Origin of the sequence: Streptomyces sp. NPDC096339, assembly GCF_044762985.1 — a bacterium.
Lineage (GTDB): Bacteria > Actinomycetota > Actinomycetes > Streptomycetales > Streptomycetaceae > Streptomyces.
In genome coordinates this window covers 105,553-131,720 of sequence record NZ_JBIWFI010000010.1, presented here as the reverse complement: position 1 = coordinate 131,720, position 26,168 = coordinate 105,553, and the positions used below count along the sequence as shown (strand labels likewise).

At 73.2% G+C, this 26,168-nt stretch carries 24 protein-coding genes and 1 pseudogene; 7 read left to right on the top strand and 18 right to left on the bottom strand.

Annotation, left to right across the window (positions count from 1 at the left end):
* Positions 1-84: 84 nt before the first annotated feature.
* The 4 genes from ACIQ5Y_RS16230 (at position 85) to ACIQ5Y_RS16215 (ending at position 3,121) form a co-directional block, all read left to right on the top strand.
* Positions 85-1,158: a M4 family metallopeptidase gene (locus ACIQ5Y_RS16230; protein ID WP_403880184.1), complete on the top strand. Its 1,074-nt coding sequence runs from the start codon at positions 85-87 to the stop codon at positions 1,156-1,158.
* Positions 1,159-1,168: 10 nt separating this feature from the next.
* Positions 1,169-1,438, top strand: a complete 270-nt coding sequence (locus ACIQ5Y_RS16225) for a protealysin inhibitor emfourin (RefSeq protein WP_403880182.1) — start codon at positions 1,169-1,171, stop codon at positions 1,436-1,438.
* An 88-nt stretch (positions 1,439-1,526) separates the two neighbouring features.
* Positions 1,527-2,333, top strand: a complete 807-nt coding sequence (locus ACIQ5Y_RS16220) for a GNAT family N-acetyltransferase (protein ID WP_403880180.1) — start codon at positions 1,527-1,529, stop codon at positions 2,331-2,333.
* A gap of 113 nt (positions 2,334-2,446) precedes the next feature.
* Positions 2,447-3,121 carry an SAM-dependent methyltransferase gene (locus ACIQ5Y_RS16215; protein ID WP_403880178.1) on the top strand — a complete coding sequence of 225 codons (675 nt, stop codon included), beginning with the start codon at positions 2,447-2,449 and terminating at the stop codon, positions 3,119-3,121.
* A 15-nt stretch (positions 3,122-3,136) separates the two neighbouring features.
* Here the strand turns inward: ACIQ5Y_RS16215 and era are convergent, their stop codons facing one another.
* From era to ACIQ5Y_RS16195, 4 genes and pseudogenes are all read right to left on the bottom strand, one after another.
* Complete coding sequence (gene era / locus ACIQ5Y_RS16210) at positions 3,137-4,087, bottom strand: GTPase Era (protein ID WP_376660479.1); 951 nt, start codon at positions 4,085-4,087, stop codon at positions 3,137-3,139.
* A gap of 492 nt (positions 4,088-4,579) precedes the next feature.
* Positions 4,580-4,870 (bottom strand): annotated as a pseudogene (locus tag ACIQ5Y_RS16205) (WxL protein peptidoglycan domain-containing protein); the annotation flags it as partial.
* A 140-nt stretch (positions 4,871-5,010) separates the two neighbouring features.
* On the bottom strand, positions 5,011-6,312 hold the full coding sequence (locus tag ACIQ5Y_RS16200; RefSeq protein ID WP_403880176.1) for a beta-xylosidase: 1,302 nt from the start codon (positions 6,310-6,312) through the stop codon (positions 5,011-5,013).
* 151 nt (positions 6,313-6,463) lie between these two features.
* Positions 6,464-7,459, bottom strand: a complete 996-nt coding sequence (locus ACIQ5Y_RS16195) for a GlxA family transcriptional regulator (protein ID WP_403880174.1) — start codon at positions 7,457-7,459, stop codon at positions 6,464-6,466.
* Between the two features lie 71 nt (positions 7,460-7,530).
* Here ACIQ5Y_RS16195 and ACIQ5Y_RS16190 point away from each other — a divergent pair, with 71 nt between their 5' ends.
* Complete coding sequence (locus ACIQ5Y_RS16190; protein ID WP_403880172.1) at positions 7,531-8,805, top strand: MFS transporter; 1,275 nt, start codon at positions 7,531-7,533, stop codon at positions 8,803-8,805.
* A 576-nt stretch (positions 8,806-9,381) separates the two neighbouring features.
* Here ACIQ5Y_RS16190 and ACIQ5Y_RS16185 read toward each other — a convergent pair.
* From ACIQ5Y_RS16185 to hrcA, 12 genes are all read right to left on the bottom strand, one after another.
* Positions 9,382-9,738: a cytidine deaminase gene (locus tag ACIQ5Y_RS16185; protein WP_403880170.1), complete on the bottom strand. Its 357-nt coding sequence runs from the start codon at positions 9,736-9,738 to the stop codon at positions 9,382-9,384.
* Positions 9,739-9,808: 70 nt separating this feature from the next.
* Positions 9,809-10,162 (bottom strand): MmcQ/YjbR family DNA-binding protein, encoded by a 354-nt coding sequence (locus ACIQ5Y_RS16180; protein ID WP_403880168.1) that lies wholly within the window; start codon positions 10,160-10,162, stop codon positions 9,809-9,811.
* On the bottom strand, positions 10,159-11,463 hold the full coding sequence (locus ACIQ5Y_RS16175; RefSeq protein ID WP_403880167.1) for a hemolysin family protein: 1,305 nt from the start codon (positions 11,461-11,463) through the stop codon (positions 10,159-10,161). Before ACIQ5Y_RS16175 ends, ACIQ5Y_RS16180 begins: the two co-directional genes overlap by 4 nt.
* Positions 11,460-11,957, bottom strand: a complete 498-nt coding sequence (gene ybeY / locus ACIQ5Y_RS16170; protein WP_384755399.1) for an rRNA maturation RNase YbeY — start codon at positions 11,955-11,957, stop codon at positions 11,460-11,462. Before ybeY ends, ACIQ5Y_RS16175 begins: the two co-directional genes overlap by 4 nt.
* Before the next feature lie 13 nt (positions 11,958-11,970).
* On the bottom strand, positions 11,971-13,008 hold the full coding sequence (locus ACIQ5Y_RS16165; protein WP_403880165.1) for a PhoH family protein: 1,038 nt from the start codon (positions 13,006-13,008) through the stop codon (positions 11,971-11,973).
* A 143-nt stretch (positions 13,009-13,151) separates the two neighbouring features.
* Positions 13,152-14,249, bottom strand: coding sequence for a carbohydrate kinase family protein (locus tag ACIQ5Y_RS16160; RefSeq protein WP_403880163.1), 1,098 nt, complete (start codon positions 14,247-14,249; stop codon positions 13,152-13,154).
* 250 nt (positions 14,250-14,499) lie between these two features.
* Positions 14,500-15,411 (bottom strand): ribonuclease Z, encoded by a 912-nt coding sequence (locus tag ACIQ5Y_RS16155; RefSeq protein ID WP_403880162.1) that lies wholly within the window; start codon positions 15,409-15,411, stop codon positions 14,500-14,502.
* Positions 15,412-15,428: 17 nt separating this feature from the next.
* Positions 15,429-15,788, bottom strand: a complete 360-nt coding sequence (locus tag ACIQ5Y_RS16150; RefSeq protein ID WP_403880160.1) for a histidine triad nucleotide-binding protein — start codon at positions 15,786-15,788, stop codon at positions 15,429-15,431.
* Positions 15,789-15,936: 148 nt separating this feature from the next.
* On the bottom strand, positions 15,937-16,680 hold the full coding sequence (locus tag ACIQ5Y_RS16145) for a 16S rRNA (uracil(1498)-N(3))-methyltransferase (protein ID WP_403880158.1): 744 nt from the start codon (positions 16,678-16,680) through the stop codon (positions 15,937-15,939).
* Positions 16,677-17,768: a nitronate monooxygenase gene (locus ACIQ5Y_RS16140; RefSeq protein ID WP_403880157.1), complete on the bottom strand. Its 1,092-nt coding sequence runs from the start codon at positions 17,766-17,768 to the stop codon at positions 16,677-16,679. Before ACIQ5Y_RS16140 ends, ACIQ5Y_RS16145 begins: the two co-directional genes overlap by 4 nt.
* Before the next feature lie 192 nt (positions 17,769-17,960).
* Positions 17,961-19,097: a molecular chaperone DnaJ gene (gene dnaJ / locus ACIQ5Y_RS16135; protein WP_403880155.1), complete on the bottom strand. Its 1,137-nt coding sequence runs from the start codon at positions 19,095-19,097 to the stop codon at positions 17,961-17,963.
* Positions 19,098-20,114 (bottom strand): heat-inducible transcriptional repressor HrcA, encoded by a 1,017-nt coding sequence (gene hrcA / locus ACIQ5Y_RS16130; RefSeq protein WP_403880153.1) that lies wholly within the window; start codon positions 20,112-20,114, stop codon positions 19,098-19,100.
* 135 nt (positions 20,115-20,249) lie between these two features.
* Here hrcA and ACIQ5Y_RS16125 point away from each other — a divergent pair, with 135 nt between their 5' ends.
* Positions 20,250-20,969 (top strand): MBL fold metallo-hydrolase, encoded by a 720-nt coding sequence (locus ACIQ5Y_RS16125; protein WP_403880151.1) that lies wholly within the window; start codon positions 20,250-20,252, stop codon positions 20,967-20,969.
* 34 nt (positions 20,970-21,003) lie between these two features.
* Positions 21,004-21,813, top strand: a complete 810-nt coding sequence (locus ACIQ5Y_RS16120; RefSeq protein ID WP_403880149.1) for a DUF3097 domain-containing protein — start codon at positions 21,004-21,006, stop codon at positions 21,811-21,813.
* A gap of 595 nt (positions 21,814-22,408) precedes the next feature.
* Here the strand turns inward: ACIQ5Y_RS16120 and hemW are convergent.
* Both hemW and ACIQ5Y_RS16110 read right to left on the bottom strand, forming a co-directional pair.
* Positions 22,409-23,641 (bottom strand): radical SAM family heme chaperone HemW, encoded by a 1,233-nt coding sequence (hemW, locus tag ACIQ5Y_RS16115; protein ID WP_403880147.1) that lies wholly within the window; start codon positions 23,639-23,641, stop codon positions 22,409-22,411.
* Positions 23,642-24,093: 452 nt separating this feature from the next.
* Positions 24,094-25,983: an AMP-dependent synthetase/ligase gene (locus ACIQ5Y_RS16110; RefSeq protein ID WP_403880145.1), complete on the bottom strand. Its 1,890-nt coding sequence runs from the start codon at positions 25,981-25,983 to the stop codon at positions 24,094-24,096.
* Positions 25,984-26,168 lie beyond the last annotated feature (185 nt).

Here is a 26,168-nt window from a genome sequence, read left to right as displayed (position 1 = left end):
TCCGGCGACGCGACTTTCGGACATGCGAATGAATCATGGTCGCGGGTAGTGACACCGCCGTGACGCGCTGCCACATTTCCGGGCATGAATGCCTCCCACGCCCTCCCTCACCCCGTCTTCTGCACCGTCGTGCCGCCCCACCTGCTCCGCAAGGCCGCCCAGTCTCCGGACAGCGCTCGGGCCGATGCCGCCCTGCGGACCCTGGAACACGACAGCGGCCTGCGCGAGCGGCGCCAGGTCAACGCTCTTCGGGGGATCGCCCCCTCCCTGGTCGACGCGCCCGCCGAAGGACCCGCCCGGACCGTCTACGACGCCCAGCACCGCACCCGGCTGCCCGGCAGGCGGGTGCGCGCCGAGGGGAGCGAGCCGGTCAAGGACGCCACCGTCAACCGTGCGTACGCCGGGCTCGGAGCCACGTACGAACTGTTCCGCCAAGGCTTCGGGCGCCACTCGATCGACGACTCCGGGCTCGCGCTCGACGCCAGCGTCCATTACGGCGAGGACTACAACAACGCCTTCTGGGACGGCCGGCAGATGGTCTTCGGGGACGGCGACGGAGACCTCTTCCTCGATTTCACGGTGTCGATCGACGTCATCGGGCACGAGCTGACCCACGGGGTCACCCAGTACACGGCGAACCTGACGTACTCCGGGCAGTCCGGCGCCCTGAACGAGTCGATGTCGGACGTCTTCGGCTCCCTGATCAAGCAGTACTCCCTGGACCAGACCGCCGACCAGGCCGACTGGCTGATCGGCGCCGGGCTGCTGGGGCCCAACGTCACCGGGGTCGCACTGCGCTCGATGAAGGCTCCCGGGACGGCGTACGACGACGACGAGCTCGGCAAGGACCCGCAGCCGGCCACCATGGACGACTACGTGAACACCAGCCGCGACAACGGCGGGGTGCACATCAACTCCGGCATCCCCAACCACGCCTTCTACGTCGCGGCGACCGAGCTGGGCGGCAAGGCCTGGGAGCGGGCCGGGCAGATCTGGTACGACACCCTGACCGGCGGGCAGCTGGCCTCGAACGCCAAGTTCACGGACTTCGCCCGGCTGTCCACCGCCGCGGCCGCGGCCCGGTACGGGGAGGGCGGCGCCGAGCACCTGGCGCTGCAGAAGGCGTGGTCGGTGGTGGGCGTGCCGCTCGCGGGGTAGGACGGCTGCCATGCGGATTCTGGTGGTGCGGACGGGCGGCTTCGCGGGCATCGAGCGACGGGCCGAGGTGGACACCTCGGGCCGGCCGGACGAGGACGACTGGCGGGCCCTGGCCCACCTGGCGCTGCGGCCGGACACGCGCGAAGGTGCGCCGGCGGGGGTGCGGGACGGGTTCTCGTACGAGATCACGGTGGACGGACGGACGGTGTCCTGCCACGACCCGCACCTCTCGGACGCGCAGCGCACGCTGATCTCGCGGGTCCTGAAGGAAGGAGCCTGAAGGAAGGAGCCTGACAGAAGGGGCCTGACAGAAGGAAAAGGCCTGATAAGAGGGTGCTCGCGTGCCCCCGCTTTGGTTGGATGCCGGGATGACTACGATCTTGGACTCGCTGGAGCGGTACTACGACGCGGTGCCCCGGGTGGGCGGTGCGCGGGCCGAGGACTTCGGCCCGCTGACCCTGTTCGTCCAGGAGGGCACGGGCTGGCAGTACTACGCGAGGCCGGCGCTCGGGGGCGGCGCGGCGACCGTGGCGGACGTGGAGCGGGTGCTCGCCCGGCAGCGGGAGCTGAAGGTCCCCAAATCCTTCGAGTGGGTGGCCGAAACCACCCCCTCGCTGCGGGGGCCGGTGGAGGCGGCGGGACTGCACGTCCACGCACACCCGCTGATGGTGCTGGACGCCGGGACGGTCCCCCTCCCCGCGCATCCCGACGTACGACTGCTCGACGCGGACGACCCGCTGCTGAAGGCGGCGGTGACGGTCCCGGCCCTGGCCTTCGCGGCCCCCGGGACCGCGGTCGGCGAGGCCGGTCCGGCGGAGCTGGCGGCGAAGACCGCCGAGCCGTGGGCGGAGGAGAGCCGGGCCCGGGTGGCCGGGAAGCTCACGGCGGGCACCACCGCCCTGGCGGCCGCCGTCCGCGACGGCGTGGTGCTGTGCGCGGGCCAGTACAACCCCGTCGGCGACGTCGCCGAGGTGGTGGGCGTCGGCACCCTCCCGTCGGCCCGCCGCCAGGGCCTGGCCCTCGCGGTCACCGCGGCCCTGGTCGCCCGCGCCCTGGAGCGGGGGGCGCGCACCGTCTTCCTCTCGGCGGGCGACGAGGACGTGGCCCGCATCTACGGCCGCATCGGCTTCCGGCGGGTGGCGACGGCCCTGATCGCGGAGCCCCCGGAGGCGTAGCCGAAGCGAAGGGTTTTGCCGGATCGGCAACAGGGTTTGCCGGACCTCGCGTGCCGGGCGGAGCATCGGAGGACACAGACCGGACGACCCGGCCCGAACCGGAAGAAGGCCCCATGTACCAGCACGAGCACCGGCACGAGCACGGCCACACCCACTCCCCCGCCGCGGAGCCCGCCGGAGAGGCGGAGTTCTGGGACGGCCGCTACCGCGAAAGCACCCGGATCTGGAGCGGCAATCCCAACGCGCTCCTGCTCCGGGAGGCCGAGGACCTGACCCCCGGCCGGGCGCTGGACCTCGGCTGCGGGGAGGGCGCGGACGCCGTCTGGCTGGCCCGGCGGGGGTGGCGGGTCACCGGCGTCGACATCTCGAAGGTCGCCCTCGGCCGGGCCGCCGAGCACGCCGCCGAGGCGGGGGTGGGCGACCGGATCGCCTTCGAGCACCACGACCTCGGGGAGTCCTTCCCCTCCGGCGAGTTCGACCTGGTCTCCGCCTGCTTCCTGCACAGCCCGGGCGACATGCCCCGCGAGCGGATCCTGCGCACCGCCGCGGCGGCCGTCGCCCCGGGCGGGGTGCTGCTGGTGGGCGGCCACGGCGGCTGGGAGCACGGGGCGGAGAACCCGCACCCGGAGCTGCACTTCCCCACCCCGCAGGAGGTCCTGGCGGACCTGGAGCTGGCGGAGGGCGACTGGGAGGTCCTGGTGTGCGCGGAGCACGCCCGGGTGGGCGCCGAGGCCGACCGCCCGGGCCCCGGCTACGACAACGTGCTCAAGGTCCGACGCCTCCGCTGAGGAGACGTCGGACTCCTAGAAGCCGAGCTTGCGGAGCTGCTTGGGGTCCCGCTGCCAGTCCTTGGCCACCTTCACGTGGAGGTCGAGGAAGACCGGGGTCCCGAGCAGCGCCTCGATGTGCTTGCGCGACTTCATCCCGACCTCCTTCAGGCGGGAGCCCTTCGGGCCGATGATGATGCCCTTCTGGCTGGGGCGCTCGATGTAGACGTTCGCGTGGATGTCCAGCAGCGGGCGGTCCGCCGGGCGGTTCTCCCGCGGGATCATCTCCTCGACGACCACGGCGATGGAGTGCGGCAGTTCGTCGCGCACGCCCTCCAGCGCGGCCTCGCGGATCAGCTCCGCGACCATCACCATCTCGGGCTCGTCGGTGAGGTCGCCCTCCGGGTACAGCGGCGGGCTCTCCGGCAGCAGCGGCGCGATCAGGTCGGCCAGCAGCTGGACCTGGGTGTCGCCGACGGCCGAGACCGGCACGATCTCGGCCCACTCGATGCCGAGCTCCGCGCCGAGCTGGTGGATGGCGAGGAGCTGTTCGGCCAGCGCCTTGGACTCCACCAGGTCCGTCTTGGTCACGATGGCGATCTTGGGGGTCTTCTTGATCGCCGCGAGTTCCTTCGCGATGAACTTGTCGCCGGGGCCGAGCTTCTGGTCGGCCGGCAGGCAGAAGCCGATCACGTCGACCTCGGCCCAGGTGGTCCGCACGACGTCGTTCAGCCGCTCGCCGAGCAGCGTGCGCGGCTTGTGCAGACCGGGCGTGTCGACGAGGACCAGCTGGGCGTCGGGGCGGTGCACGATGCCGCGGACCGTGTGACGGGTGGTCTGCGGCCGGTTGGAGGTGATCGCGACCTTGGTGCCCACGAGTGCGTTGGTCAGGGTCGACTTCCCCGCGTTGGGGCGGCCGACGAAGCAGGCGAAGCCCGCACGGTGCGGGCCGGTGGACTCGGGGGAACGATCGCTCATACGGGCCATTCTCCCCGATGCGGCTCCCAGCGCCGACCAGGCCACGGTGACGAGGGCCACGATGGCCGTGAGCGGCGGATACGCGGCGAAATCCGTGACGCCCCGGGCCGCGGCCCCCTCCGCCCGGGCCCGGATGGTCACCTCGGCCCGTTCCACGGCGGGCGCGCCGTCCCAGCGGGCGGTGAGCCGCACTTCCTGACCCGGCAGCAGCTCCGCGGGGAGCCCGCCGAGCTCACGCCCGCCGGGCAGGGTCCGGCCCAGGGCCCCGGTGGCGGTGAGCTCGGCGCGGGGGCGGAGGGTGACGTTGCCGATGTTGTGGAGCGTGTACGAGATCTCCGCGCGGCCCCCCTTCTTCTCGGCCCGGACCCCTTCGACGGCGAGGGCGGGGGCGGTCGGCCCGGTCACCCGCAGGTACAGCCGGGCGGCGACGGCCTGCTGCACGCCGATGCCCTGCGCGGTGGCGGGGGCGGGCCGGTCCTCCAGGGCGACGATCGCGCCGGGGTGGTCGCCGGGCTCGGCCCGCTCGGGCACGGTGACGGTGAAGGCGACGCCGACCGTGCCGTGGGCCGGGACGGTCACCCGCTCCCGATCGAGCCGCGCCCACGCGGCGGTGGCGCGGCGGGGCTCGTCGGGCCCGCGCAGGGCGAAGCCGCCGTCGCGGGCGGTGTTGTAGGCGTCGGCGGCGTAGAGGCGGAAGGTGCGGGGGCGGTCGGTGCGGTTGGTGAGGGTGACGGCGTCGGTGACGGCCGCGCCGGGGGCGGCCGCGAGGTAGAAGTACGGTCGCTGCCCCACGGCGTTGGCGACCGGCAGCACGGACCACTGCCCGTTGTCCGCGGCCACGGCCACCCCGACGGGGCCGAACAGCAGCACCACCACCACGGCCAGACCGATGAGCAGGGCCCGCCCGGGCCCTGGCGCCGATGCCCGGGCCGTCACGACAGGGTCAGCGTCAGGACCGCCGTGTACGCGCCCGGCGGGGTGTACCGCGGCACCTGGAGCGTGACCGCCGCGTCGACGGTGAAGGTCCCGCCGACCAGCGCGGCGTCGCCCGTGGACGCCAGCACCGCCCCTTCCGGCCCGACCACCCCCGCACTGCCCGCCACGCACGCGCTCACGCTGCCGGGCGCCGCCGCGCACACCGGCGTCCAGGACAGCGACGCACCCGGGATGCGGACCCCGCCCGGACCCGTGAAGTCGGTGACCTTGCCGATCAGGGACCATCCGGCGGGCCCGCCCCGCGCGTCCGTGACGGTGACCGTGCCGATGCGGCCCGGCGCGGCGCCCCCGTCGCCGTACGGGACCGCGCCCAGGGTGATGTCCTCGCCGGTCTGGGTCATGGCCAGCGCACCCGGTTCGACGGTGGCGGTGACCCGCTGCGTGGCGGTCGCCGCGGGGGCCGGCGCCGCGTCGACGACCGCGTAGGCCGCCGGCCCCGAGCCCTGCCGCGCCGACCAGGCCGGGCCCTCGTAGGCGACCACGGCCGTGGTGGCCTTGTCCTTGACCGGCAGTTCCGCCACCGCCACGCCCTGCTCGTCGGCGGTGGCGGTGACCCGGTCGGCGGTCTCCGCGGCGCCCGCCCGCCCGGCGATCGTCACGGCCGCGCCCGGGGCGAAGCCGGCCGCGGTGACCTTGACCTTCGCGCCCGGTTTCCCGGAGGGGGCGGCGAGGAAGACGCTGCGCAGGTTGGCCGTGGGCAGGTCGCTCGCGGTGAGGCGGGCCGAGACCGGCGCCGCGGACGGCTCGGCGGCGGGGGTGCAGACGGTGTCGAGGCCCACGGGGTGACCGGTGTGCAGGGTGTAGCCGCCCGGGGCGAGGGCGGTCTGCCCCGGGGCGGTGACGGTGAAGGTGCCGGTCATGGTGACGGCGGGCAGGGCCGCCCCGGCCGGGACGGGGTCGTTGCGTTGGGCGCCGACCACGGTGACCTCGCCGCTCTGGGCGCCGGAGAGCAGCACTCGCCCGGTCGGGGTCAGGGCGTCCGCGGGGAGTTCGGCGCCGACGGGGTTCACGGCGGGGGTGCGGGCCACCTGGTAGGTCACGGTGACGGTGTCGCCGACCTGCGGGGTCGGGTTGTCGACGGTGATCCTGGCCTCGGTCGGCCCGTCGGCGGGCGGGAGTCCGGCTTCCTGGGGCGGCAGGCAGTGCGTGGGGAACTCCACCTGGCCGACCGGGGCCTCCCCCTCGGCGGCGGCCGGTGGGCTCAGGGCGCCTCCGGCCGTGGCGGCGAGCACCGCCATGCCGACGGCCGCCGACCATCTTCGGCCCCTCTTGTCCCTACCGATGCGCGCCCCTGTTCGCACTGCCCGCCCCCTCCGCTCCGCAGGGGGCCATTCACGAGCGGCCGGCGGGAGAAGTCAATGCACGGCTCCCGCACGAACTGATGGCCCATCAGGAGATGTCAGCGTCAGGCGTGGGACCGGCTCCGGCCCGGAAGGTGCGCCGGTACGCGGTCGGGCTCACACCGAGCGCCGCCTGCGCGTGCTTGCGCAGCGACTGGGCCGTCCCGAAGCCCGCCTCCCGCGCCACCCTCTCGATCGGCAGGTCGGTCTGTTCGAGCAGCTGCCGGGCCCGTTCCACCCGCTGCGCGGTGATCCACTCGCCCGGACTGACGCCCACCTCCTCCCGGAACCGGCGGGTGAAGGTCCGTACGGACACCGCTTCCTGCCGGGCCAGGTCGCCGAGGCTGACCGGCTCGTCCAGCCGGTCCATCACCCACGCCCGGGCCGCCGCGGTGCCGGCGAACTGCGGCTGTGGCACCGGACGCTCGATGAACTGGGCCTGCCCGCCCTCCCGGTGCGGCGGTACGACGGTGCGCCGGGCCACTTCGTTGGCGACGGCCGCGCCGTGGTCGCGCCGCACGATGTGCAGGCACAGGTCGATGCCGGAGGCGACGCCGGCGGAGGTCAGGACGTCCCCGTCGTCGGTGTAGAGCACGTTCGCGTCGACCCGTACGGCCGGGAAGAGCCGCTGGAAGTGCTCGGCGTACGCCCAGTGGGTGGTGGCCCGGTGGCCGTCCAGGAACCCGGCCGCCGCGAGCACGTAGCCGCCGGTGCAGATGGAGACCAGCCGGGTGCCGGGCCGGATGTGCGCGAGGGCCGCCGCCAGCTCGTCGGTCAGGACGCCCCGCTCGTGGACCGGGCCCAGCTCGTACGAGGCCGGCACCACGACGGTGTCGGCCGTGGCGAGCAGCTCGGGACCGTGCTCGACGTGGACCGCGAAATCGGCGTTCGTGGACACCGGTCCGGGGCGCAGTCCGCAGGTGAGGGTCTCGTAGTGGGGCCGCCCCTCGGGGTCCCTGGAGTAGCCGAAGATCCGGTGCGGGATGCCGAGCTCGAAGGGGAGCAGGCCCGCGAGCGCGAGGACGGCGACACGATGCGGCTTCATGGCCCGATCGTAGCGAAGCATGTCGGTCGGGCCACTGTCGCAGGGGGTGCCGTGGCCCGGAAGCTGTCTGCGTGACGCAGACAGCACCCACCTCCACCGACGCCCCCGTCGCGCCCCGCCGGGCCGGACGCGTCCACCGCGCCTGGTTCGCCGCGGCCGTCGCCTTCGTGACGATCATCGGCGCCGCCGCCTTCGCCTCCCTGCCCGGTCTGCTCATCGAGCCGCTGCACGAGGAGTTCGACTGGTCGCGCGGCACGATCGGCTTCGCGGTCTCCGTGAACCTCGCGCTCTACGGGCTCACCGCGCCCTTCGCGGCGGCGCTGATGGACCGCTTCGGCATCCGGAAGGTCGTCGCGGTGGCCCTGACCGTCATAGCCGGCGGTTCCGTGGCCACCGTGTGGATGACCGCCGCCTGGCAGCTGGTGCTGCTGTGGGGCGTGCTGGTGGGCCTGGGGAGCGGCTCGATGGCGCTCGCCTTCGCGGCGACGGTGACCAACCGCTGGTTCACCGCGCGGCGCGGGCTGGTCACCGGCATCCTGACCGCCGCGGGCGCCTCCGGGCAGCTGGTCTTCCTGCCGCTGCTGTCCTGGCTGGTCGAACACCACGGCTGGCGCCCGGCCGCGATCACCGTGTCGCTGGCGGCCCTGGCCGTCGTCCCCTTCGTGTGGCTGCTGCTGCGCGACCACCCTGCGGACGTGGGCCTCGCCCCGTACGGGGGCACGTACACGGCGAAGCCCGCGCCGGTCCCGGGCGCGGCGCGCAGGGCCGTGACCGTCCTGTTCAAGGCGGCCCGGACCGGGCCCTTCTGGCTGCTGGCGGGCACCTTCGCGATCTGCGGGGCCTCCACCAACGGCCTCGTCCGGATCCATTTCGTACCGGCGGCCCACGACCACGGCATGCCGGTGACGGCCGCCGCGGGACTGCTCGCCGTGGTCGGCGTGTTCGACGTGGTCGGGACGATCGCGTCCGGCTGGTTCACGGACCGCTTCGACGCCCGGCGCCTGCTGGCCGTGTACTACGCCCTGCGCGGCATCTCGCTGCTCTTCCTTCCGATGCTGCTGGCGCCGTCGGTGCAGCCTCCGCTGGTGTTCTTCATCGTCTTCTACGGCCTGGACTGGGTGGCGACGGTCCCGCCGACCATCGCCCTGTGCCGGGAGCAGTACGGGGAGGACAGCGCGATCGTCTTCGGCTGGGTCCTGGCCTCCCACCAGGTCGGCGCGGCCCTGGTGGCCTTCCTGGGCGGCCTGGCCCGTGACGCCTTCGGCTCGTACGACCTGGTCTGGTACGCGTCGGGCGCGCTGTGCGCGGTGGCGGCGCTGATGTCGATGGTGATCCGCCGCCGATAGCCTCCGGCGGGCGGGCGGACACACGGGAGCCGCACCGGTACGAACCCACCCGCACCCTCCGCCTCCGACCGGGCGACTCCAGCCTCGCCGGCGGACAAACCCAGCCTCGCCGGCGTTTGAGGCGCGGGGTCCGGGGCGGAGCCCGGATCTTCCAGCCTCGCCGGCGTTTGAGGCGCGGGGTCCGGGGGCGGAGCCCGGATCTTCCAGCCTCGCCGGCGTTTGAGGCGCGGGGTCCGGGGCGGAGCCCGGATCTTCCAGCCTCGCCGGCGTTTGAGGCGCGGGGTCCGGGGCGGAGCCCCGGGGAACGGTGGAAGGGCGGGTAGGGGACGGCTCCGCGCAGCGGCACCCCGCCCCGAGGCCACGCCTAAGGGCCGTCGGGGCCGGGCGCGCGCCGGGGCACCTCCTCGGGCGTCGAACGTGACGAGGCAGCGGACATGTACGACGTGGTCGCGTTCGACGCCCTGCGGGGGCGCCCCGCCGCACACCCGACCCCGCCGGCGCGGAGCACAGGGCCGCGGACACACCCCGGCCGGCACGGGGGTGGCACACGGCCGGGGTGCGGCGCCCGCCCGAGGGCTACGCTCCGGCGGGGGTCGTCGACTTCAGGGTGCCGTCGGGGGCGGCGAGCAGCACCGGCGTGTCCGGCCCGCCGAGGTCGCGCACGGCGGCCCGGTCGGCCTCGGCCGGGGCCTCGGCGGTGGTGACCACGGCCGCGGCCTCCAGGGACTGGGCCCCGCTCGCCACGGCCATGGCGACCGCGGTCTGCAGCGCGCTCAGCTTGAGGGAGTCGAGTTCCACCGTCCCGGCGACGTAGGTGCGGCCGGTCTCGTCGCGCACGGCCGCCCCCTCGGGCACTCCGTTGCGGGCCCGGGCACTGCGCGCGAGCGTGATGATCTTGGTGTCCTCGGGGTCGATCCCGGTGCTGTCGGTCATGGCGAAAGCATATGGAGCACCCCGGCCGGGCCGTGCAACGACCCTGCCCGGCTCCACCCGCGAAGGCACGTCACGGCCGGTCGAGCCGCAGCCGCTCCGCCTTCGGAAGACCCGCGACCACCAGGTCGTAACTGTCCTCCACCAGCTCCCGGACCGTCTCGTCCGGCAGCCCGCCCACCGTGACCGTGTTCCAGTGCCGCTTGTTCATGTGGTAGCCCGGCGCGATCGCCTCGTGCTCCTCCCGCAGCCGCACCGCCAGCTCCGGCTCGCACTTGAGGTTGACCTTCAGCGGCTCGGCGTCCAGCGCCGACAGCGCGAACATCTTCCCCAGCACCTTGAACACGGAGGTCTCCGGCGTGAAGGGGAACTCCTCCACCGCCGCGTTGAAGCTCAGACAGAACGCGCGCAGCTGCTCCGGGGTCATTCGCCCTCCTCGCCCTCGCCCGCCGCCGGGACCACCGGCTCGACGAGCACCGTCACGATCTTGTTCCGGCGTCCCGCCGGGGATTCCGCCGTCAGTCGCAGCGGACGCCCGTCGGGCAGTTCCACCGTGGCCGTGGCCCCCGCGATCGGCACCCGGCCGAGCGCCTTGGCCAGCAGCCCGCCGACCGTCTCCACGTCCTCGTCGTCGAAGGCCTCGACCTTGAACAGCTCGCCCAGGTCGGTGATGTCGAGTCGGGCCGTGACCCGGTAGCGGTTCTCGCCGAGCTCTTCGACGGGCGGCAGCTCCCGGTCGTACTCGTCGGTGATCTCGCCGACGATCTCTTCCAGGATGTCCTCGATGGTGACGATGCCGGCCGTGCCGCCGTATTCGTCGATGACCACCGCCACGTGGTTGCGCACCTGCTGCATCTCCCGCAGCAGGTCGCCCGCGTTCTTGGTGTCGGGCACGAAGACGGCGGGCCGCATCGCCGTCGAGACCAGGTCGGCCTCGGCGTCCCGGCTGATGTGGGTCTTGCGGACCAGGTCCTTCAGGTAGACGATCCCGACGATGTCGTCCTCGTTCTCCCCGGTCACCGGGATGCGCGAGAAACCGGACCGCAGGGCGAGCGTGGTGGCCTGACGGACCGTCTTGTAGCGCTCGATGCAGATCAGGTCGGTGCGCGGCACCATCACCTCGCGCACGAGTGTGTCGCCGAGCTCGAAGACCTGGTGCACCATGCGCCGTTCGTCGTCCTCGATCAGCGATTCCCTCTCCGCCAGGTCCACCATCGCGCGCAGCTCGGCCTCGGAGGCGAACGGCCCCTTGCGGAAGCCCTTCCCGGGCGTGAGCGCGTTGCCGATGAGGATCAGCAGCTGCGGGATCGGTCCCATGACCCGGGCGAGCGGTACGAGGACGTACGCGGCGGCCGTCGCGGTGTTCAGGGGGTGCTGGCGGCCGATCGTACGCGGGGAGACGCCCACGGCGACGAAGGAGACCAGCACCATCACGGCGATGGCCACGAGCAGCGCCGTCCACGTCTCGCCGAAGCCGTCGAGGCAGACGTAGGTGACGAGCACCCCGGCCGCCATCTCGCAGGTGACGCGAACCAGCAGCGCCACGTTCAGGTAGCGGGTGGGGTCCGCGGCGACCTGGGCGAGCTTCGCGCTGCCGCGCCGCCCCTCCCGTACGGCCTGCTCCGCGCGGAAGCTTGAGATCCGGGCGATCCCGGATTCCGCGCACGCCGCGAACCAGGCGACCACGACCAGCAGCACCGCTCCGGTGATCAGCTGGGGGGCGTTCACGAGACGGTCGGGGCCGGGGACGGACCGGTGATGCCGCGCTCGGAGCGCCAGCCGTCGACGATCGCCGCCTGGAGGCCGAACATCTCGGCCTTCTCATCCGGCTCCTCGTGGTCGTAGCCGAGCAGGTGCAGCACCCCGTGGACGGTCAGGAGCTGGAGCTCCTCGTCCATGGAGTGCTGCGTCGGGGCTTCCTGGCCCTGCTTCTTGGCGACCTCGGGGCAGAGCACGATGTCACCGAGGAGCCCCTGCGGGGGCTCCTCGTCGTCCTTCGCCGGCGGACGCAGCTCGTCCATCGGGAAGGACATGACGTCGGTGGGTCCGGGCAGGTCCATCCACTGGATGTGGAGCTCCTCCATCGCGTCCTCGTCGATGACGATGACGGAGAGCTCGGACAGCGGGTGGATCCGCATCCGGGTGAGCGCGTAGCGGGCGATGTCGAGGATCGCCTGCTCGTCGACCTCGGTTCCGGACTCGTTGTTGACGTCGATCGACATGGTGCGCTGGGTTCTACTTCCGCTGGTGGCCGTTGGCGGCCTGCTGGCCGTCGTCGTACTTCTCGTACGCGTCGACGATACGGCCGACCAGCTTGTGCCGGACGACATCCTCGGACGTCAGCCGGGAGAAGTGGATGTCCGGCACCCCGTCGAGGATCTCCTGGACCTGGCGCAGACCGCTCCTGGCACCGCCCGGGAGGTCGATCTGGGTGATGTCACCCGTGATCACGATCTTCGAGTCGAAGCCGAGACGGGTCAGGAACATCTTCATCTGCTCGGTGGTCGTGTTCTGCGCCTCGTCGAGGACGACGAACGCGTCGTTGAGCGTACGACCGCGCATGTAGGCCAGCGGCGCGACCTCGATCGTGCCCGCCGCCATCAGCCGCGGGATCGAGTCGGGGTCCATCATGTCGTGCAGCGCGTCGTAGAGCGGCCGCAGGTACGGGTCGATCTTGTCGAAGAGGGTGCCCGGCAGGAAGCCGAGCCGCTCCCCCGCCTCGACGGCCGGCCGGGTCAGGATGATGCGGCTGACCTGCTTGGACTGCAGGGCCTGGACCGCCTTGGCCATGGCGAGGTAGGTCTTGCCGGTACCGGCGGGGCCGATGCCGAAGACGATCGTGTTCTTGTCGATCGCGTCGACGTACCGCTTCTGGTTGAGCGTCTTGGGGCGGATGGTGCGGCCGCGGCTGGAGAGGATGTTCTGGGTGAGCACCTCGGCGGGCGTCTCGTCCGGGCCGTTGCCGTTCTCGCTCGACTTGAGCATGGCGATCGAGCGTTCCACTGCGTCCTCCGTCATCGGCTGCCCGGTGCGGAGCACCAGCATCATCTCGTCGAACAGGCGCTGGATCAGCGCGACTTCCGCCGCCGCACCGATCGCGCTGACCTGATTGCCCCGAACATGGATGTCGGCCTTCGGGAAGGCCTTCTCGATCACGCGCAACAGGGCGTCACCCGAGCCGAGCACGGTCACCATCGGGTGGCTGGCCGGAACGGTGAAGTGGGCTCGCGCCTGCCCCGGCGCCGGGATGTGGGCTGTCGATGTCTGAGTCATGGGCCGGCACTGTGGCCTGCACATACCTCCCGCTGAGGGGCCGCGCCGTTCGACGACCTCCGGAATACCAAGCGTACGACGCCTCGCGGTCTTCCCCGAGAGGTTTTCGCCCCGGCCGGCTGCGGGCGGGCACGACCGCACGGCTACGCGGAGTGGCGGAAGCCGATGGTCGGCACCGCCCTGCGGCGCGCGGCCGGGGCCGCGGGCCGGGGGACGAGCTCGTCGAGGAAGGCGTACCGGCCGCGCAGCTCCTCGGGGGCGGTCCGCCACCAGTGGGCCACCTCCGGCCAACCGGGGGCCGACAGGGAGCCGCCGAACTCCTGCACCGACAGCGCGGCAGTCAGCCCGGCGAAGGCGAGCCGGTCCGCCAGCGGCCAGCCCGCCAGGGTGCCGGTGAGGAAGCCCGCCACGTACACGTCGCCCGCGCCCGTCGGGTCCAGCTCCTCCACCGCGATGCCCCGGACCTCGGCCGTCTCCCCGGTGCGCCCGTCCACCGCGTACGAGCCCTCGGCGCCCATGGTCACCACCGCGATCGGCACCTTCTCGGCCAGCGCCCGGGCCGCCGCGCGCGGGCAGTCGGTCCGGGTGTACCGCATGGCCTCGCCCGCGTTCGGCAGGAACGCCTCGCAGTGCTCCAGGTCGGCCAGGGCCCCGAGGTCCCAGCGCCCGCTCTCGTCCCACCCGGTGTCCGCGAAGACCCGCGAGCCGCGCCGGGCCGCCTCCCCGATCCACCCCTCGCCCCGGCCGGGGCCCAGCGAGGCCACGGCCGCCCGGGCTCTGGGCGGGCACTGCGGGAACGGCCCGGGGCCCGCCGGGGGCGGTGCCTCGTGGCCGTGGGAGACCATCGTGCGCTCGCCCTCGTACGCCATGGAGACCGTGACGGGGCTGTGCCAGCCGGGCACCGTGCGCGACATGGAGAGGTCGATGCCCTCGCCCTGTTCGAGCGCGTCCCAGCAGTACTCGCCGTAGTGGTCGTCCCCGAAGGCCGCGGCCAGGGAGGTGCGCAGGCCGAGCCGGGCCAGGGCGGTGGCCATGTTGGCGACGCCGCCGGGGCTGGATCCCATGCCGCGCGCCCAGGACTCCGTACCGCGCACGGGCGCGGAGTCGAGGCCGGTGAAGATGATGTCGAGGAAGACCGTGCCGGTGAGGAAGACGTCGCAGCCCGGCTCGTCCGGGTCGCGCACCGGACCGAGCGGGTCCACGGCGGCTGCGGCGCTGTCGAAGTTGTCCCGACTGGTCACGGTGTGCTCCCCGTTGGTCTGGAAGGGTCGTCTCTACAGCGGAAAGCTGCCAGTCCTGCCCGCCTCGACCGGCACCAAAACACAGTGTGGCGCAGATCACCACCCGAAGCCCCTGGACGGCGTCCGCCGCTCTCCGCGCCGGCCGCCCCCGTCCGTCTCCCGCCCCGGTCGTCGGCGGGCCCGGCCCGCGCCCTCCCCGGCCGCGCCCCGGCGGGGAATCAGCCCCCGCCGGGGGCTCCCCGCCGGGGACTCAGCCCCGCTTGGGGAGCGGCACCCGCACCAGGTCCGCGGCCACCGTCAGGTCACCGTCGAACCCCGCCGCCCGCGCCTCGTGCGCGAAGGCGTCCGGGTCCGTGTACCGCTGCGAGAAGTGGGTCAGCACGAGGTGGCGTACGCCCGCCGCCCGCGCCACTTCCGCCGCCTGACCGGCCGTGAGGTGGCCGTGCTCGGTGGCCAGCGCGGATTCCGCTTCGAGGAAGGTCGACTCGATCACCAGCATGTCGCAGCCCTCCGCGAGCGCCTCCACCCCCTCGCACAGCCGGGTGTCCATCACGAAGGCGAACCGCTGCCCGGCCCGGTGCTCGCTGACGTCGTCCAGCGACACCTCCCCGAGCCGCCCCTCGCGCTGGATCCGGCCCACGTCCGGCCCCTTGATCCCGTGCCGCGCGAGCAGCTCGGGGACCATGCGCCGGCCGTCGGGCTCGGTGAGCCGGTAGCCGAAGGACTCCACCGGGTGCGAGAGCCTGTGTGCCTCCAGGACGTAGGACGGCCCCTTCGCCACCGGCTGCATCCCGTCCCCCACGACCGGGGACTCCTCCAGCATCACGGTCTCCCGGTACGCCGTCGCGTACCGCAGCCGGTCGAAGAACCTCTGCCCGGAGGCCGGGTAGTGCGCGGTGACCGGGTGCGGCACCCGGTCGAGGTTGATCCGCTGGATCACCCCGGCGAGTCCGAGGCTGTGGTCACCGTGGAAGTGGGTGACGCAGATCCGGTTGATGTCGTGCGCGGCGACCCCGGCACGCAGCATCTGCCGCTGCGTGCCCTCGCCCGGGTCGAAGAGGATTCCCTCGCCGTCCCAGCGCAGCAGGTAGCCGTTGTGGTTGCGGTGGCGGGTGGGCACCTGACTTGCGGTGCCCAGCACCACGAACTCTCTTACGGACACGTTCGATCCCGGGCCGGTCAGCCGGGCGGCCACTGGAGGCCGCGGCCCCCGAGGACGTGCAGGTGGGCGTGGAAGACGGTCTGGCCGGCGCCGGCGCCGGTGTTGAACACGACCCGGTAGCCGTGGTCGTCGATCCCCTCGTCGGCGGCGATCCGCCCGGCCTCCTGCAGTATGTCGGCGACGACGGTCGGCTCGGCCGCCGCGAGGGAGGCCGCGTCGGGGTAGTGCGTCTTGGGGATGACGAGCACGTGCGTGGGCGCCTGCGGGTTGATGTCCCGGAAGGCGACGGTCGTCTCGGTCTCCCGGACCACCGTCGCGGGGATCGACCCCGTGACGATCTTGCAGAACAGGCAGTCGGCCTGCGGTTCCCCGGCCATTGCTGAGCCTCCGTGGTGTTGATCAGTCCGCGCATCGTATCCGCCGCGACCCCGACCCCCGGGCCGGAACGGCCCCCTGAAGGCATCTCCGCGGCCGGGCGCCACCACGCGGTCCGACCACCCCGCCGACACGACGACCCCGCCGGCGTCAGCCCCAGCGGCCCGTGCGCGCCAGCAGTACCGCCGTCGCCGCCGTGCCCGCCGTGGAGGTCCTCAGGACCGAGCGGCCCAGCCGGTACGGCCGCGCGCCCGCCCCGGCGAAGACGGCGAGCTCCTCCGGGGAGACCCCGCCCTCGGGGCCGACCACCAGCACGACGGAACCGGCCTCCGGCAGCTCGACCGTGGCCAGCGCCCCGGAGGGGGTGTCGCGGTCCTCGTGCAGGACCATCGCCAGGTCGACACCAGCCAGCAGCTCCGCCACCTGCTTGGTGGACATGGCCTCGGCCACCTCCGGGAAGCGGACCCGGCGGGACTGCTTGCCCGCCTCGCGGGCCGTGGCCCGCCACTTCGCGAGGGACTTCGCCCCCCGGTCGCCGCGCCACTGCGTGATGCACCGCGAGGCCTGCCACGGCACGATCGCGTCCACGCCCGTCTCGGTCATGGTCTCCACCGCCACCTCGCCCCGGTCGCCCTTGGGCAGGGCCTGGACGACGGTGATCCGGACGGCCGGTTCGGCCTCCTCGAAGACCCCGGACACCGAGACGACGAGCCGGTCCTTGCCCTCCGCCGCCTTCACCACGGCCTCGGCCCAGCGCCCGCGGCCGTCCGCGAGGACCACCGCCTCGCCCGGGTTCAGCCGCTTCACGGAGACCGCGTGCCGGCCCTCCGGGCCGTCCAGGACGAACTCCGGCCCCGCGGGGACCTCTTCGACCACGAACACGGGGGCGGTCATGACGCACTCCTCATCTGCATGTCCTTCAACACTCTCTGCGCCTCGGCCAGTTCGGCCGCCAGCACCTCCACCAGCTGCCCCGCCGGCAGCGCCCGCGCCAGCCGGTGCCCCTGGCCCGCCCACAGGGCCATGCCCTGCGGGTCCCCGGCCGCGGCGGCCGCCTTGCGCAGCCCCGCGGTCAGGTGGTGCACCTGCGGGTACGCGGCGGGGGCGTAGGGCCCGTGCTCCCGCATGAAGCGGTTCACCAGGCCGCGCCCCGGCCGCCCGGAGAAGGCCCGGGTCAGCTCGGTCCGTACGAAGAGGGGGTCGGTCAGCGCCCGCTTGTGCAGCGGGTCCGCCCCCGACTCGGGGCACACCAGGAAGGCCGTGCCGAGCTGGGCCGCGACCGCGCCCGCCGCCAGCAGGGCCGCGATCTGGGAGCCCCGCATCAGGCCGCCGGCCGCGGTGATGGGCAGCGCGACCGCCTCCCGTACCTGGGCGACCAGCGCGAGCAGCCCCAGGGCCGCCGTGCCGTCGGCCTGGGGGTCGTCCCGGTGCGTGCTCTGGTGGCCGCCGGCCTCGACGCCCTGTACGCAGACCGCGTCGGCGCCCGCGTCCTGCACGCTGCGGGCCTCCTCGGCGGAGGTCACGGTGACGACGGTGTACGTACCCGCCTTGCGCAGGGCGGCGAGGGCCCCGGGCGTGGGGCAGCCGAAGGTGAAGGAGACGACCGGGACCGGGTCCTCCAGGAGGATGGCGAGCTTGGCGTCGTAGCCGTCGTCGCAGGTGCCGATGATGTCCTCCTCGGCGAGGGAGATCGCGTACCAGCTGGCCTCCCCGGCGAGCTGCCCGCGGTAGGCCTCGACGGCGGCCGGGTCCACGTAACCCGTCTGCGGCATGAAGAGGTTGACGCCGAAGGGGCGCCGGGTGAGGGCCCGCACCTGTTTGATCTCCTGGTACATGCCGTCGGCGGTCTTGTAGCCGCCGGCCAGGTAGCCCAGTCCGCCCGCTTCGCACACGGCCCCGACGAGCGCGGGGCAGGAGCCGCCTCCGGCCATTGGCGCCTGCACGATCGGGTGAGGGGAGAGACCGCTCGGTGCCGAGGACATGGACTGCATCGTGCCATGTCCCGCACGGTCAGCCGAATCACCGCATTCGCCTGGCATAGTCCGCTTCCCGGGGTGGCCGGATCCGGTGCGGGACCCGGCCCGCGACGACCCTTCCGGCCTCCGCCCGCAACGCACGGAGCCCGGCCCGGGGATGTTCCCCGGGCCGGGCTCCCGCACGTGACGGCGGGCCGGTCAGCGGCCGTTGAAGGCGTCCTTCAGGCGGCTGAACAGACCCTGCTGGCCCGGCGCGAACTGACCCGTCGGCCGCTCCTCGCCGCGCAGCTTCGCCAGCTGGCGCAGCAGCTCCTCCTGCTGGGCGTCCAGCTTGCCCGGGGTGGTGACCTCGACGTGGACGATCAGGTCGCCGCGGCCGCCGCCGCGCAGGTGCGTGACGCCGCGCCCGTGCAGCGGGATCGCCTGGCCGGACTGGGTCCCGGGCCGGATGTCGATCTCCTCCATGCCGTCGAGGGTCTCCAGCGGGCACTTGGTGCCCAGGGCCGCCGCCGTCATCGGGATGGTCACCGTGCAGTGCAGGTCGTCCCCGCGCCGCTGGAACGTCGGGTGCGACAGCTCGTGGATCTCCACGTACAGGTCGCCGGCGGGGCCGCCGCCGGGGCCGACCTCGCCCTCGCCCGCGAGCTGGATCCGGGTGCCGTTCTCGACGCCGGCCGGGATCTTGACCGTGAGGCTGCGGCGGGAGCGGACCCGGCCGTCGCCCGCGCACTCGTGGCACGGGGTCGGGACGACGGTGCCGAAGCCCTGGCACTGCGGGCAGGGGCGCGAGGTCATGACCTGGCCCAGGAAGGACCGCGTGACCTGCGAGACCTCACCGCGGCCGCGGCACATGTCACACGTCTGCGCCGAGGTGCCGGGAGCGGCGCCCTCGCCGGAGCAGGTGGTGCAGACGACGGCCGTGTCGACCTGGATGTCCTTGGTCGTCCCGAAGGCCGCCTCGTCCAGCTCCAGGTCCAGGCGGATCATGGCGTCCTGGCCGCGGCGGGTCCGCGAGCGCGGGCCGCGCTGCGAGGACTGGCCGAAGAAGGCGTCCATGATGTCGGAGAAGTTGCCGAAGCCGCCCGCCCCGAAACCGCCCGCGCCGCCGCCGCCCGAGGAGGACAGCGGGTCGCCGCCGAGGTCGTAGACCTGCTTCTTCTGCGGGTCCGACAGCACCTCGTAGGCTGCGTTGATCTCCTTGAAACGCTCTTGCGTCTTGGGATCGGGGTTCACATCCGGGTGCAGCTCGCGCGCGAGCCGCCGGAATGCCTTCTTGATCTCATCCTGGGATGCGTCGCGGCGCACGCCGAGCACGGCGTAGTAGTCCGTGGCCACTTACGACTCCGCCAGGATCTGTCCGACGTAACGTGCCACTGCGCGTACCGCTCCCATCGTTCCGGGGTAATCCATGCGGGTCGGTCCGACCACGCCGAGCTTGGCGACCGTTTCGCCGCCCGAACCGTAACCGACCGAGACGACGGACGTGGAGTTCAGTCCCTCGTAGGCATTCTCATGCCCGATCCTTACGGCCATTCCCGACTCGTTGGCCTCGCCGAGCAGCTTGAGGAGCACGACCTGCTCCTCCAGCGCTTCGAGCACCGGCCTGATCGTCAGGGGAAAATCGTGTCCGAAGCGGGTGAGATTGGCGGTGCCGCCGATCATCAGCCGTTCCTCGGCTTCCTCGACCAGGGTTTCGAGGAGCGTCGCGAGCACGGTGGACACCGTGGCGCGGTCGTCGGCCTCGAAGGACTCGGGGAGGTCCTGGACGAGCGGGGGCACGTCGGTGAACCGACGGCCCACGACACGGCTGTTGAGCCGGGCCCGCAGATCGGAGAGGGAGGTCTCGCCGAAAGGGGTCTGGCAGTCGATCAGCCGCTGTTCGACGCGCCCGGTGTCCGTGATCAGTACGAGCATCAGGCGCGCGGGAGCGAGCGAGAGCAGCTCCACGTGCCGGACGGTCGACCGGGTCAGGCTCGGGTACTGGACGACGGCGACCTGCCGGGTGAGCTGCGCGAGCAGCCGCACCGTGCGGCCGACCACGTCGTCGAGGTCGACGGCGCCGTCGAGGAAGTTCTGGATGGCCCGCCGCTCGGGGGTCGACAGCGGTTTGACCCCCGCCAGCCTGTCGACGAAGAGGCGGTAGCCCTTGTCGGTGGGGATCCGGCCGGCGCTGGTGTGGGGCTGGGCGATGTAGCCCTCTTCCTCCAGCACGGCCATGTCGTTGCGCACGGTGGCAGGCGAGACCCCGAGTCGGTGCCGCTCGGTGAGCGCCTTGGAGCCGACCGGCTCCTCCGTCCCGACGTAGTCCTGGACGATGGCGCGCAGCACTTCGAGTCTGCGTTCGCTGAGCATCGCGCACACCTCCGGCTGTGGTCCGTTGCCCTGTCGTTGGCACTCTGGATGTTCGAGTGCCAGAGATCCCCCGCTCAGTGTACGGCCGGGTACTAAGACCCTGGCAAGGGAGGCCCGCCACGGTAGCGTCACGGCATGGACATGCTTTGGGAAGAGGCGGGCTGGGAACGGCTGACCGGACGGGTCGGCCGCAGACGGCTCCCGGTGTGGGACTGCACGGTGGGACTGGTGGTGGGCGACGATTCCGTGCTCCTGATCGACCCCGGTTCATGCCTGCGGGAGGGCACGCTGTTGCGCGAGGAGGCGGAGCGGATCACGGGCCGGCAAGTGACCCATATCGCATACACGCACGGCCATTTCGATCACGTCCTGGGCGGGGCGGCCTTCTCCGGCGCCGAGGTGTACGGGGCGGTCGGACTGGACGCGGAGCTCGCCACGGGCCGCGAGGAGCTGCGCGACGACGCGGTGCGCCAGGGCCTGGCGCAGGACGAGGCGGCGGAGGCGGCGGAGCTGCTGGTGGTGCCGAAGCACCTCGTGTCGGGCGAGTGGACGCTGGAACTGGGCGGGGTGCAGGTGCTGCTGGCCAACGTGGGCCCCGGGCACACCCTGCACGATCTGGCGGTCTTCGTGCCGGGCGAGCGCGAGACGGTGTTCTGCGGGGACCTGGTGGAGGAGTCGGGCGAGCCGTTGGCGGGCCCGGACGCGATGCCGCGGCAGTGGCCCGCCGCCCTGGACCGGCTGCTGGCACTGGGCGGGGAGGACGCGCTGTACGTGCCGGGCCACGGGGCCGTGGTCGACGCGGACTTCGTCCGTGCGCAACGCGCCACACTGGCGGCCCGTTTCGGCGTGTCGTAGCCATGACGGCCGTGCCTCTCCTACCCTCGGCCGGATGCGCGAGTACTCCCCCGACCTGACCCCCCAGTGGAAGCGTCCGAAGCCCGTGCCGGAAGTCGCGGCGGAACCGGACCTGGTGGTCGAGGTGGCCGGTACGGACTTCTGCGGCGCGGTGGTGTCCTGCGAGGCGGGCACGGTGACCCTGGAGGACCGCTTCGGCAAGCGGCGCGTCTTCCCGCTGGAGCCCCGGGGCTTCCTGCTGGACGGCGCGGTGGTGACCCTGACCCGCCCGTCGCGCGCCCCCGCCGCGCCCTCCCGTACGGCCTCGGGCTCGATCGCCGTCCCGGGGGCGCGGGCCCGGGTGGCGCGGGCGGGTCGCATCTACGTGGAGGGCCGCCACGACGCGGAGCTGGTCGAGAAGGTCTGGGGCGACGACCTGCGCATCGAGGGCGTGGTGGTGGAGTACCTGGAGGGCATCGACGACCTCCGGGCCGTCGTCGCCGACTTCGCCCCGGGCCCGGACGCCCGCCTGGGCGTCCTGGTCGACCACCTGGTCCCGGGCTCGAAGGAATCCCGTATCGCGGCCCAGGTCACCTCACCGGACGTCCTGATCGTGGGCCACCCGTACATCGACGTCTGGCAGGCGGTGAAACCGTCCGCCCTGGGCATCCCGGCGTGGCCGGCGGTCCCGCGCGGCCAGGACTGGAAGACGGGCGTCTGCCGGGCACTGGGCTGGCCGGAGAACACCGGCGCGGCGTGGCAGCACATCCTGTCCCGGGTCACGTCCTACAAGGACCTGGAACCGACCCTGCTGGGCCGCGTCGAGGAACTGATCGACTTCGTCACGGTCGGCGGCGCCGCCTGATCCGGGCCGGGGTGCCGATCCCCTCCGGGGGGATCCGTCAGGGGCCCGTCCGGGGACCGGCCCGGCGGGTCCGCCCGACCCGGGGGCCGTCCCACCGGCACCGGCCTGGACGGTCCGTCCGCGGACCGGCCGGGGCCCGCTCGTCCCGGGACCCGTCCCACCGGGACCGGCCTGGAGGATCCGTCCGCGGACCGGCCGGGGGCCGCTCGTCCCGGGGCCCGTCCCACCGAGACCGGCCTGGAGGATCCGTCCGCGGACCGGCCGGGGGCCGCTCGTCCCGGGACCCGTCTGCGGGACCCGTCTGAGGGGTCCGTCCCACCGGGACCGGCCTGGAGGATCCGTCCGCGGACCGGCCGGGGACCGCTCGTCCCGGGACCCGTCTGCGGGACCCGTCTGAGGGGGCCGTCACACCGGGACCGGCCTGGAGGGTCCGTCCGCAGACCGGCCGGGGGCCGCTCGTCCCGGGACCCGTCTGCGGGACCCGTCTGAGGGGGCCACCGCACAAGGACCGGTCCGGGGGTACGCCCGAAGGCCGGCCGGGGCCGTATGCGGGTCCGGCACGGCTCCGGCGCGCCGCGGGCCCCGGGGCCGGTCGTCAGTCGACCAGGTCCCGGACCACCGCGTCGGCCAGCAGCCGCCCGCGCAGGGTCAGCACGGCGCGGCCCGCCTCGTAGGGCGCGGCCTCCAGCAGCCCGTCCTCCAGGGCCCGCCGGGAGGCCGCCAGCCCGGCCGGTGCCAGCAGGGACAGCGGCACGCCGTCCACCAGGCGCAGCTCCAGCAGGATCCGCTCCACCCGCCGGTCCTCCTCGGACAGCAGCTCGCGGCCCGCGCCCGGGGAACGCCCCGCCGCCAGCGCGGCGGCGTACGCTCCCGGATGCTTCACGTTCCACCAGCGCACCCCGCCCACGTGCGAGTGCGCGCCCGGCCCCGCGCCCCACCAGTCGGCGCCGCGCCAGTACAGCTCGTTGTGCAGGCAGCGCCCGGCCTCCGAGGTGGCCCAGTTGGACACCTCGTACCAGGAGTACCCGGCCCCGGCCATGACCTCGTCCGCGATCAGGTACCGGTCGGCGTGCACGTCGTCGTCCGTCATCGGGACCTCGCCCCGGCGGATCCGCCGGGCCAGCTGCGTACCCTCCTCGACGATCAGCGCGTACGCACTGATGTGGTCCGGGCCCGCGCCGAGCGCCGCGTCCAGCGAGGCCCGCCAGTCGTCGTCGGACTCCCCCGGGGTCCCGTAGATCAGGTCCAGGTTGACGTGCTCGAACCCGGCCGCCCGCGCCTCCGCGACGCACGCCTCGGGGCGGCCCGGGGTGTGCGTGCGGTCGAGCACCTTCAGGACGTGCTGCTTCGCGCTCTGCATGCCGAAGGAGATCCGGTTGAAGCCGCCGGCCCGCAGCTCGGCCAGGTACTCCGGGTTCACCGACTCCGGATTGGCCTCGGTGGTGACCTCGGCGTCCTCGGCCAGGCCGAACTCGTCCCGGATCGCCGCGAGCATCCGTACGAGGTCGCCGGCCGGCAGCAGGGTCGGCGTTCCCCCGCCCACGAACACGGTGCGCACGGCCCTCGGGTCGTCCCCGAGCACCTTCCGCGCGAGGCGGACCTCGTCGATCAGGGTGTCGGCGTAGTTCTCCCGCGACGCGAGCACGCCGCCGGTACCCCGCAGCTCGGTGGCCGTGTAGGTGTTGAAGTCGCAGTACCCGCAGCGCGTGGCGCAGTACGGGACGTGCAGGTAGAAACCGAGCGGCCGGTCCCCCGCCCCGGCAAGGGCGTGCGACGGCAGCGAGCCGTCCTCGGGCATGGGTTCACCGTCGGGCAGTGCGGAAGGCATACCCCCATCATCCCGCACCGCGGGTCCCTTCCGGCCCGCGGAAGTCCGAGGTCCGCCGGCCGGGGTCCGGGACGGAGCCTCGGACTCCCACCCGGGTCCCCCTCCAGCCTCGCCGGCGTTTGAGGCGCGGGTCCGGGCGGAGCCCCGGGGAACGGTGGAAGGGCGGGTAGGGGACGGCTCCGCGCAGCGGCACCCCGGGGCGGCCCGCACGCGAGGGGCCGTCGGGGCCGGGCGCGCGCCGGGGCACCTCCTCGGGCGTCGAACGTGCGGAGGCAGCGGACAAGCCCGGCGTGGTTGTGTTCGACGCCCTGCGGGGGCGCCCCGCCGCACACCCGACCCCGACGGCGCGGTGGTACGAGCCGAGGGGTCTGCCCGCCGCCCACACCCCTGCGGCACAAACGGGGGGGGGACCCCGGCCGCCCAGGGAGGGCGCCCCGAGCCCGCGGCAGGAGCTACGCCTCGCGCGCCCCCTCGTACATCTCCTCGATCAGATTCTTGAACTCACGCTCCACCACCGGCCGCTTCAGCTTCAGGCTCGGCGTGAGGTCCCCGTGTTCCACGTCCAGGTCCCTCGGCAGGATCCGGAACTTCTTGATCGTCTGCCAGCGCTGCAGCCCCTCGTTCAGGGTCTGCACGTACGTCTCGATCAGCCGCGTGGTCTCCGGCGCGGCCAGCACCTGGCCGTACGTCTTGCCCTCCAGCCCGTTCTCGGCGGCCCAGCCCAGGATCGACGGCTCGTCCAGCGCGACGAGCGCCGAGCAGAAGTTCCGGTCGGCGCCGTGCACGACGATGGTCGACACGTACGGGCAGATCGCCTTGAACTGGCCCTCGATCTCGGCCGGGGCGACGTACTTGCCGCCCGAGGTCTTGATCAGGTCCTTCTTGCGGTCGGTGATGCGCAGGTAGCCGTCGGGCGACAGCTCGCCGATGTCGCCCGTGTGCAGCCAGCCGTCGGACTCCAGGACCTCGGCGGTCTTCTCCGGCTGCCCGTGGTAGCCCTGCATGATGCCGGGGCCGCGCAGCAGGACCTCGCCGTCGTCGGCGATGCGGACCTCGGTGCCGGGGAGCGGCTTGCCGACCGTGCCGGTGCGGTAGGCCTCGCCCGGGTTGACGAAGGAGGCGGCGCTGGACTCGGTCAGGCCGTAGCCCTCCAGGATGTGGATGCCCGCGCCGGAGAAGAAGTAGCCGATCTCGGGGGCCAGGGCGGACGCGCCGGAGACGGCGGCGCGCAGCTTGCCGCCGAAGGCCTCGCGGAGCTTGGAGTAGACGAGCGCGTCGGCGATCTTGTGCTTGGTGGCGAGGCCGAAGGGGGCGGTCTTGCGGCCGGTGCGCTTGAAGTTGTCCTGGGTGACCTTGGCGTACTCGCGGGCCACGCCGACCGACCACTGGAAGATCTTGTACTTGGCTCCGCCGCCGGCCCGGGCCTTGGCGGCCACGCCGTTGTAGACCTTCTCGAAGATGCGCGGGACGGCCGCCATGTACGTCGGCTGGACGATCGGCAGGTTCTCGATGATCTTGTCGATCCGGCCGTCGACGGCGGTCACGTGCCCGACCTCGATCTGGCCGGAGGTCAGCACCTTGCCGAAGACATGGGCCAGAGGCAGCCACAGGTACTGGACGTCGTCCTTGCCGATCAGGCCGGTGGCAACCATGGCCTTGGCCATGTACGACCAGTTGTCGTGCGGCAGCCGTACGCCCTTGGGGCGGCCGGTGGTGCCGGAGGTGTAGATGAGGGTGGCGAGCTGGTCGGCGGTGATGGCCGCGACCCGCTCCTTGATCGCCCCGGGGTGCTTGGCGAGGTAGGCCGCGCCTCGCTTCTCCAGGTCGGCGAGGGAGAGCACCCAGCCCTCGGGGTCGCCGTCGACGGCGATGGCGTCGGCCTCTTCCAGGACCACCACGTGGGCGAGCTCCGGCAGGTCGGCGCGGCGCTCGCGGGCCTTCGCCAGCTGCTTGCCGTCCTCGGCGATGAGCACCCGACTCTCGGAGTCCGAGAGGATGAACGCGGACTCGTCCGCGTTGGTGCTCGGGTAGATGGTGGTGACGGCGCCGCCCGCGCACATCACGCCGAGGTCGGACAGGATCCACTCGACCCGGGTGTTGGAGGCGAGGGCGACCCGCTGCTCCGGCTGGAGGCCGAGGCCGATCAGGCCCGCCGCGATGGCGAAGACACGCTCGGCCGCCTGGCCCCAGCTGAGCGACTTCCAGTCGTCGGGGCCCTGGCCGCCGGCCGCGGGCACCGGGAACCGGTACGCCTCCGCATCGGGCGTCTTCGCGACGCGCTCAAGGAAGAGGGCCGCCACGGTGGGCGGGCGGTTCTCGATCAAGGTCTGTGTGTCGCTCACGGACGTCCTCCGGACCACGCGGCAGGGCCTGTCATTCAGGGGCGGTGACTCAGGGCTTGTAACTGGCGAGTAACCATCGAGCAGTGATCAGAGTAGGGGCCCTCCGGCCGGTGCGTAAGAGCCTCCGAGCGGCCGATTCATAACGAAACAGGCCCCCGGGCATCGCCTCGGGGGCCTGTTTCGTA

Excerpts from the sequence above, each read along its gene's own strand:
- ACIQ5Y_RS16230 (WP_403880184.1), top strand. The coding sequence starts at position 85 with ATGAATGCCTCCCACGCCCTCCCTCACCCCGTCTTCTGCACCGTCGTG.
- ACIQ5Y_RS16225 (WP_403880182.1), top strand. The coding sequence starts at position 1,169 with ATGCGGATTCTGGTGGTGCGGACGGGCGGCTTCGCGGGCATCGAGCGA.
- ACIQ5Y_RS16220 (WP_403880180.1), top strand. The coding sequence starts at position 1,527 with ATGACTACGATCTTGGACTCGCTGGAGCGGTACTACGACGCGGTGCCC.
- ACIQ5Y_RS16215 (WP_403880178.1), top strand. The coding sequence starts at position 2,447 with ATGTACCAGCACGAGCACCGGCACGAGCACGGCCACACCCACTCCCCC.
- era (WP_376660479.1), bottom strand. The coding sequence starts at position 4,087 with ATGGCCCGTATGAGCGATCGTTCCCCCGAGTCCACCGGCCCGCACCGT.
- ACIQ5Y_RS16200 (WP_403880176.1), bottom strand. The coding sequence starts at position 6,312 with ATGGCGGTGCTCGCCGCCACGGCCGGAGGCGCCCTGAGCCCACCGGCC.
- ACIQ5Y_RS16195 (WP_403880174.1), bottom strand. The coding sequence starts at position 7,459 with ATGAAGCCGCATCGTGTCGCCGTCCTCGCGCTCGCGGGCCTGCTCCCC.
- ACIQ5Y_RS16185 (WP_403880170.1), bottom strand. The coding sequence starts at position 9,738 with ATGACCGACAGCACCGGGATCGACCCCGAGGACACCAAGATCATCACG.
- ACIQ5Y_RS16180 (WP_403880168.1), bottom strand. The coding sequence starts at position 10,162 with ATGACCCCGGAGCAGCTGCGCGCGTTCTGTCTGAGCTTCAACGCGGCG.
- ybeY (WP_384755399.1), bottom strand. The coding sequence starts at position 11,957 with ATGTCGATCGACGTCAACAACGAGTCCGGAACCGAGGTCGACGAGCAG.
- ACIQ5Y_RS16165 (WP_403880165.1), bottom strand. The coding sequence starts at position 13,008 with ATGACTCAGACATCGACAGCCCACATCCCGGCGCCGGGGCAGGCGCGA.
- ACIQ5Y_RS16150 (WP_403880160.1), bottom strand. The coding sequence starts at position 15,788 with ATGGCCGGGGAACCGCAGGCCGACTGCCTGTTCTGCAAGATCGTCACG.
- ACIQ5Y_RS16145 (WP_403880158.1), bottom strand. The coding sequence starts at position 16,680 with ATGACCGCCCCCGTGTTCGTGGTCGAAGAGGTCCCCGCGGGGCCGGAG.
- ACIQ5Y_RS16140 (WP_403880157.1), bottom strand. The coding sequence starts at position 17,768 with ATGTCCTCGGCACCGAGCGGTCTCTCCCCTCACCCGATCGTGCAGGCG.
- hrcA (WP_403880153.1), bottom strand. The coding sequence starts at position 20,114 with ATGCTCAGCGAACGCAGACTCGAAGTGCTGCGCGCCATCGTCCAGGAC.
- ACIQ5Y_RS16125 (WP_403880151.1), top strand. The coding sequence starts at position 20,250 with ATGGACATGCTTTGGGAAGAGGCGGGCTGGGAACGGCTGACCGGACGG.
- ACIQ5Y_RS16120 (WP_403880149.1), top strand. The coding sequence starts at position 21,004 with ATGCGCGAGTACTCCCCCGACCTGACCCCCCAGTGGAAGCGTCCGAAG.
- hemW (WP_403880147.1), bottom strand. The coding sequence starts at position 23,641 with ATGCCTTCCGCACTGCCCGACGGTGAACCCATGCCCGAGGACGGCTCG.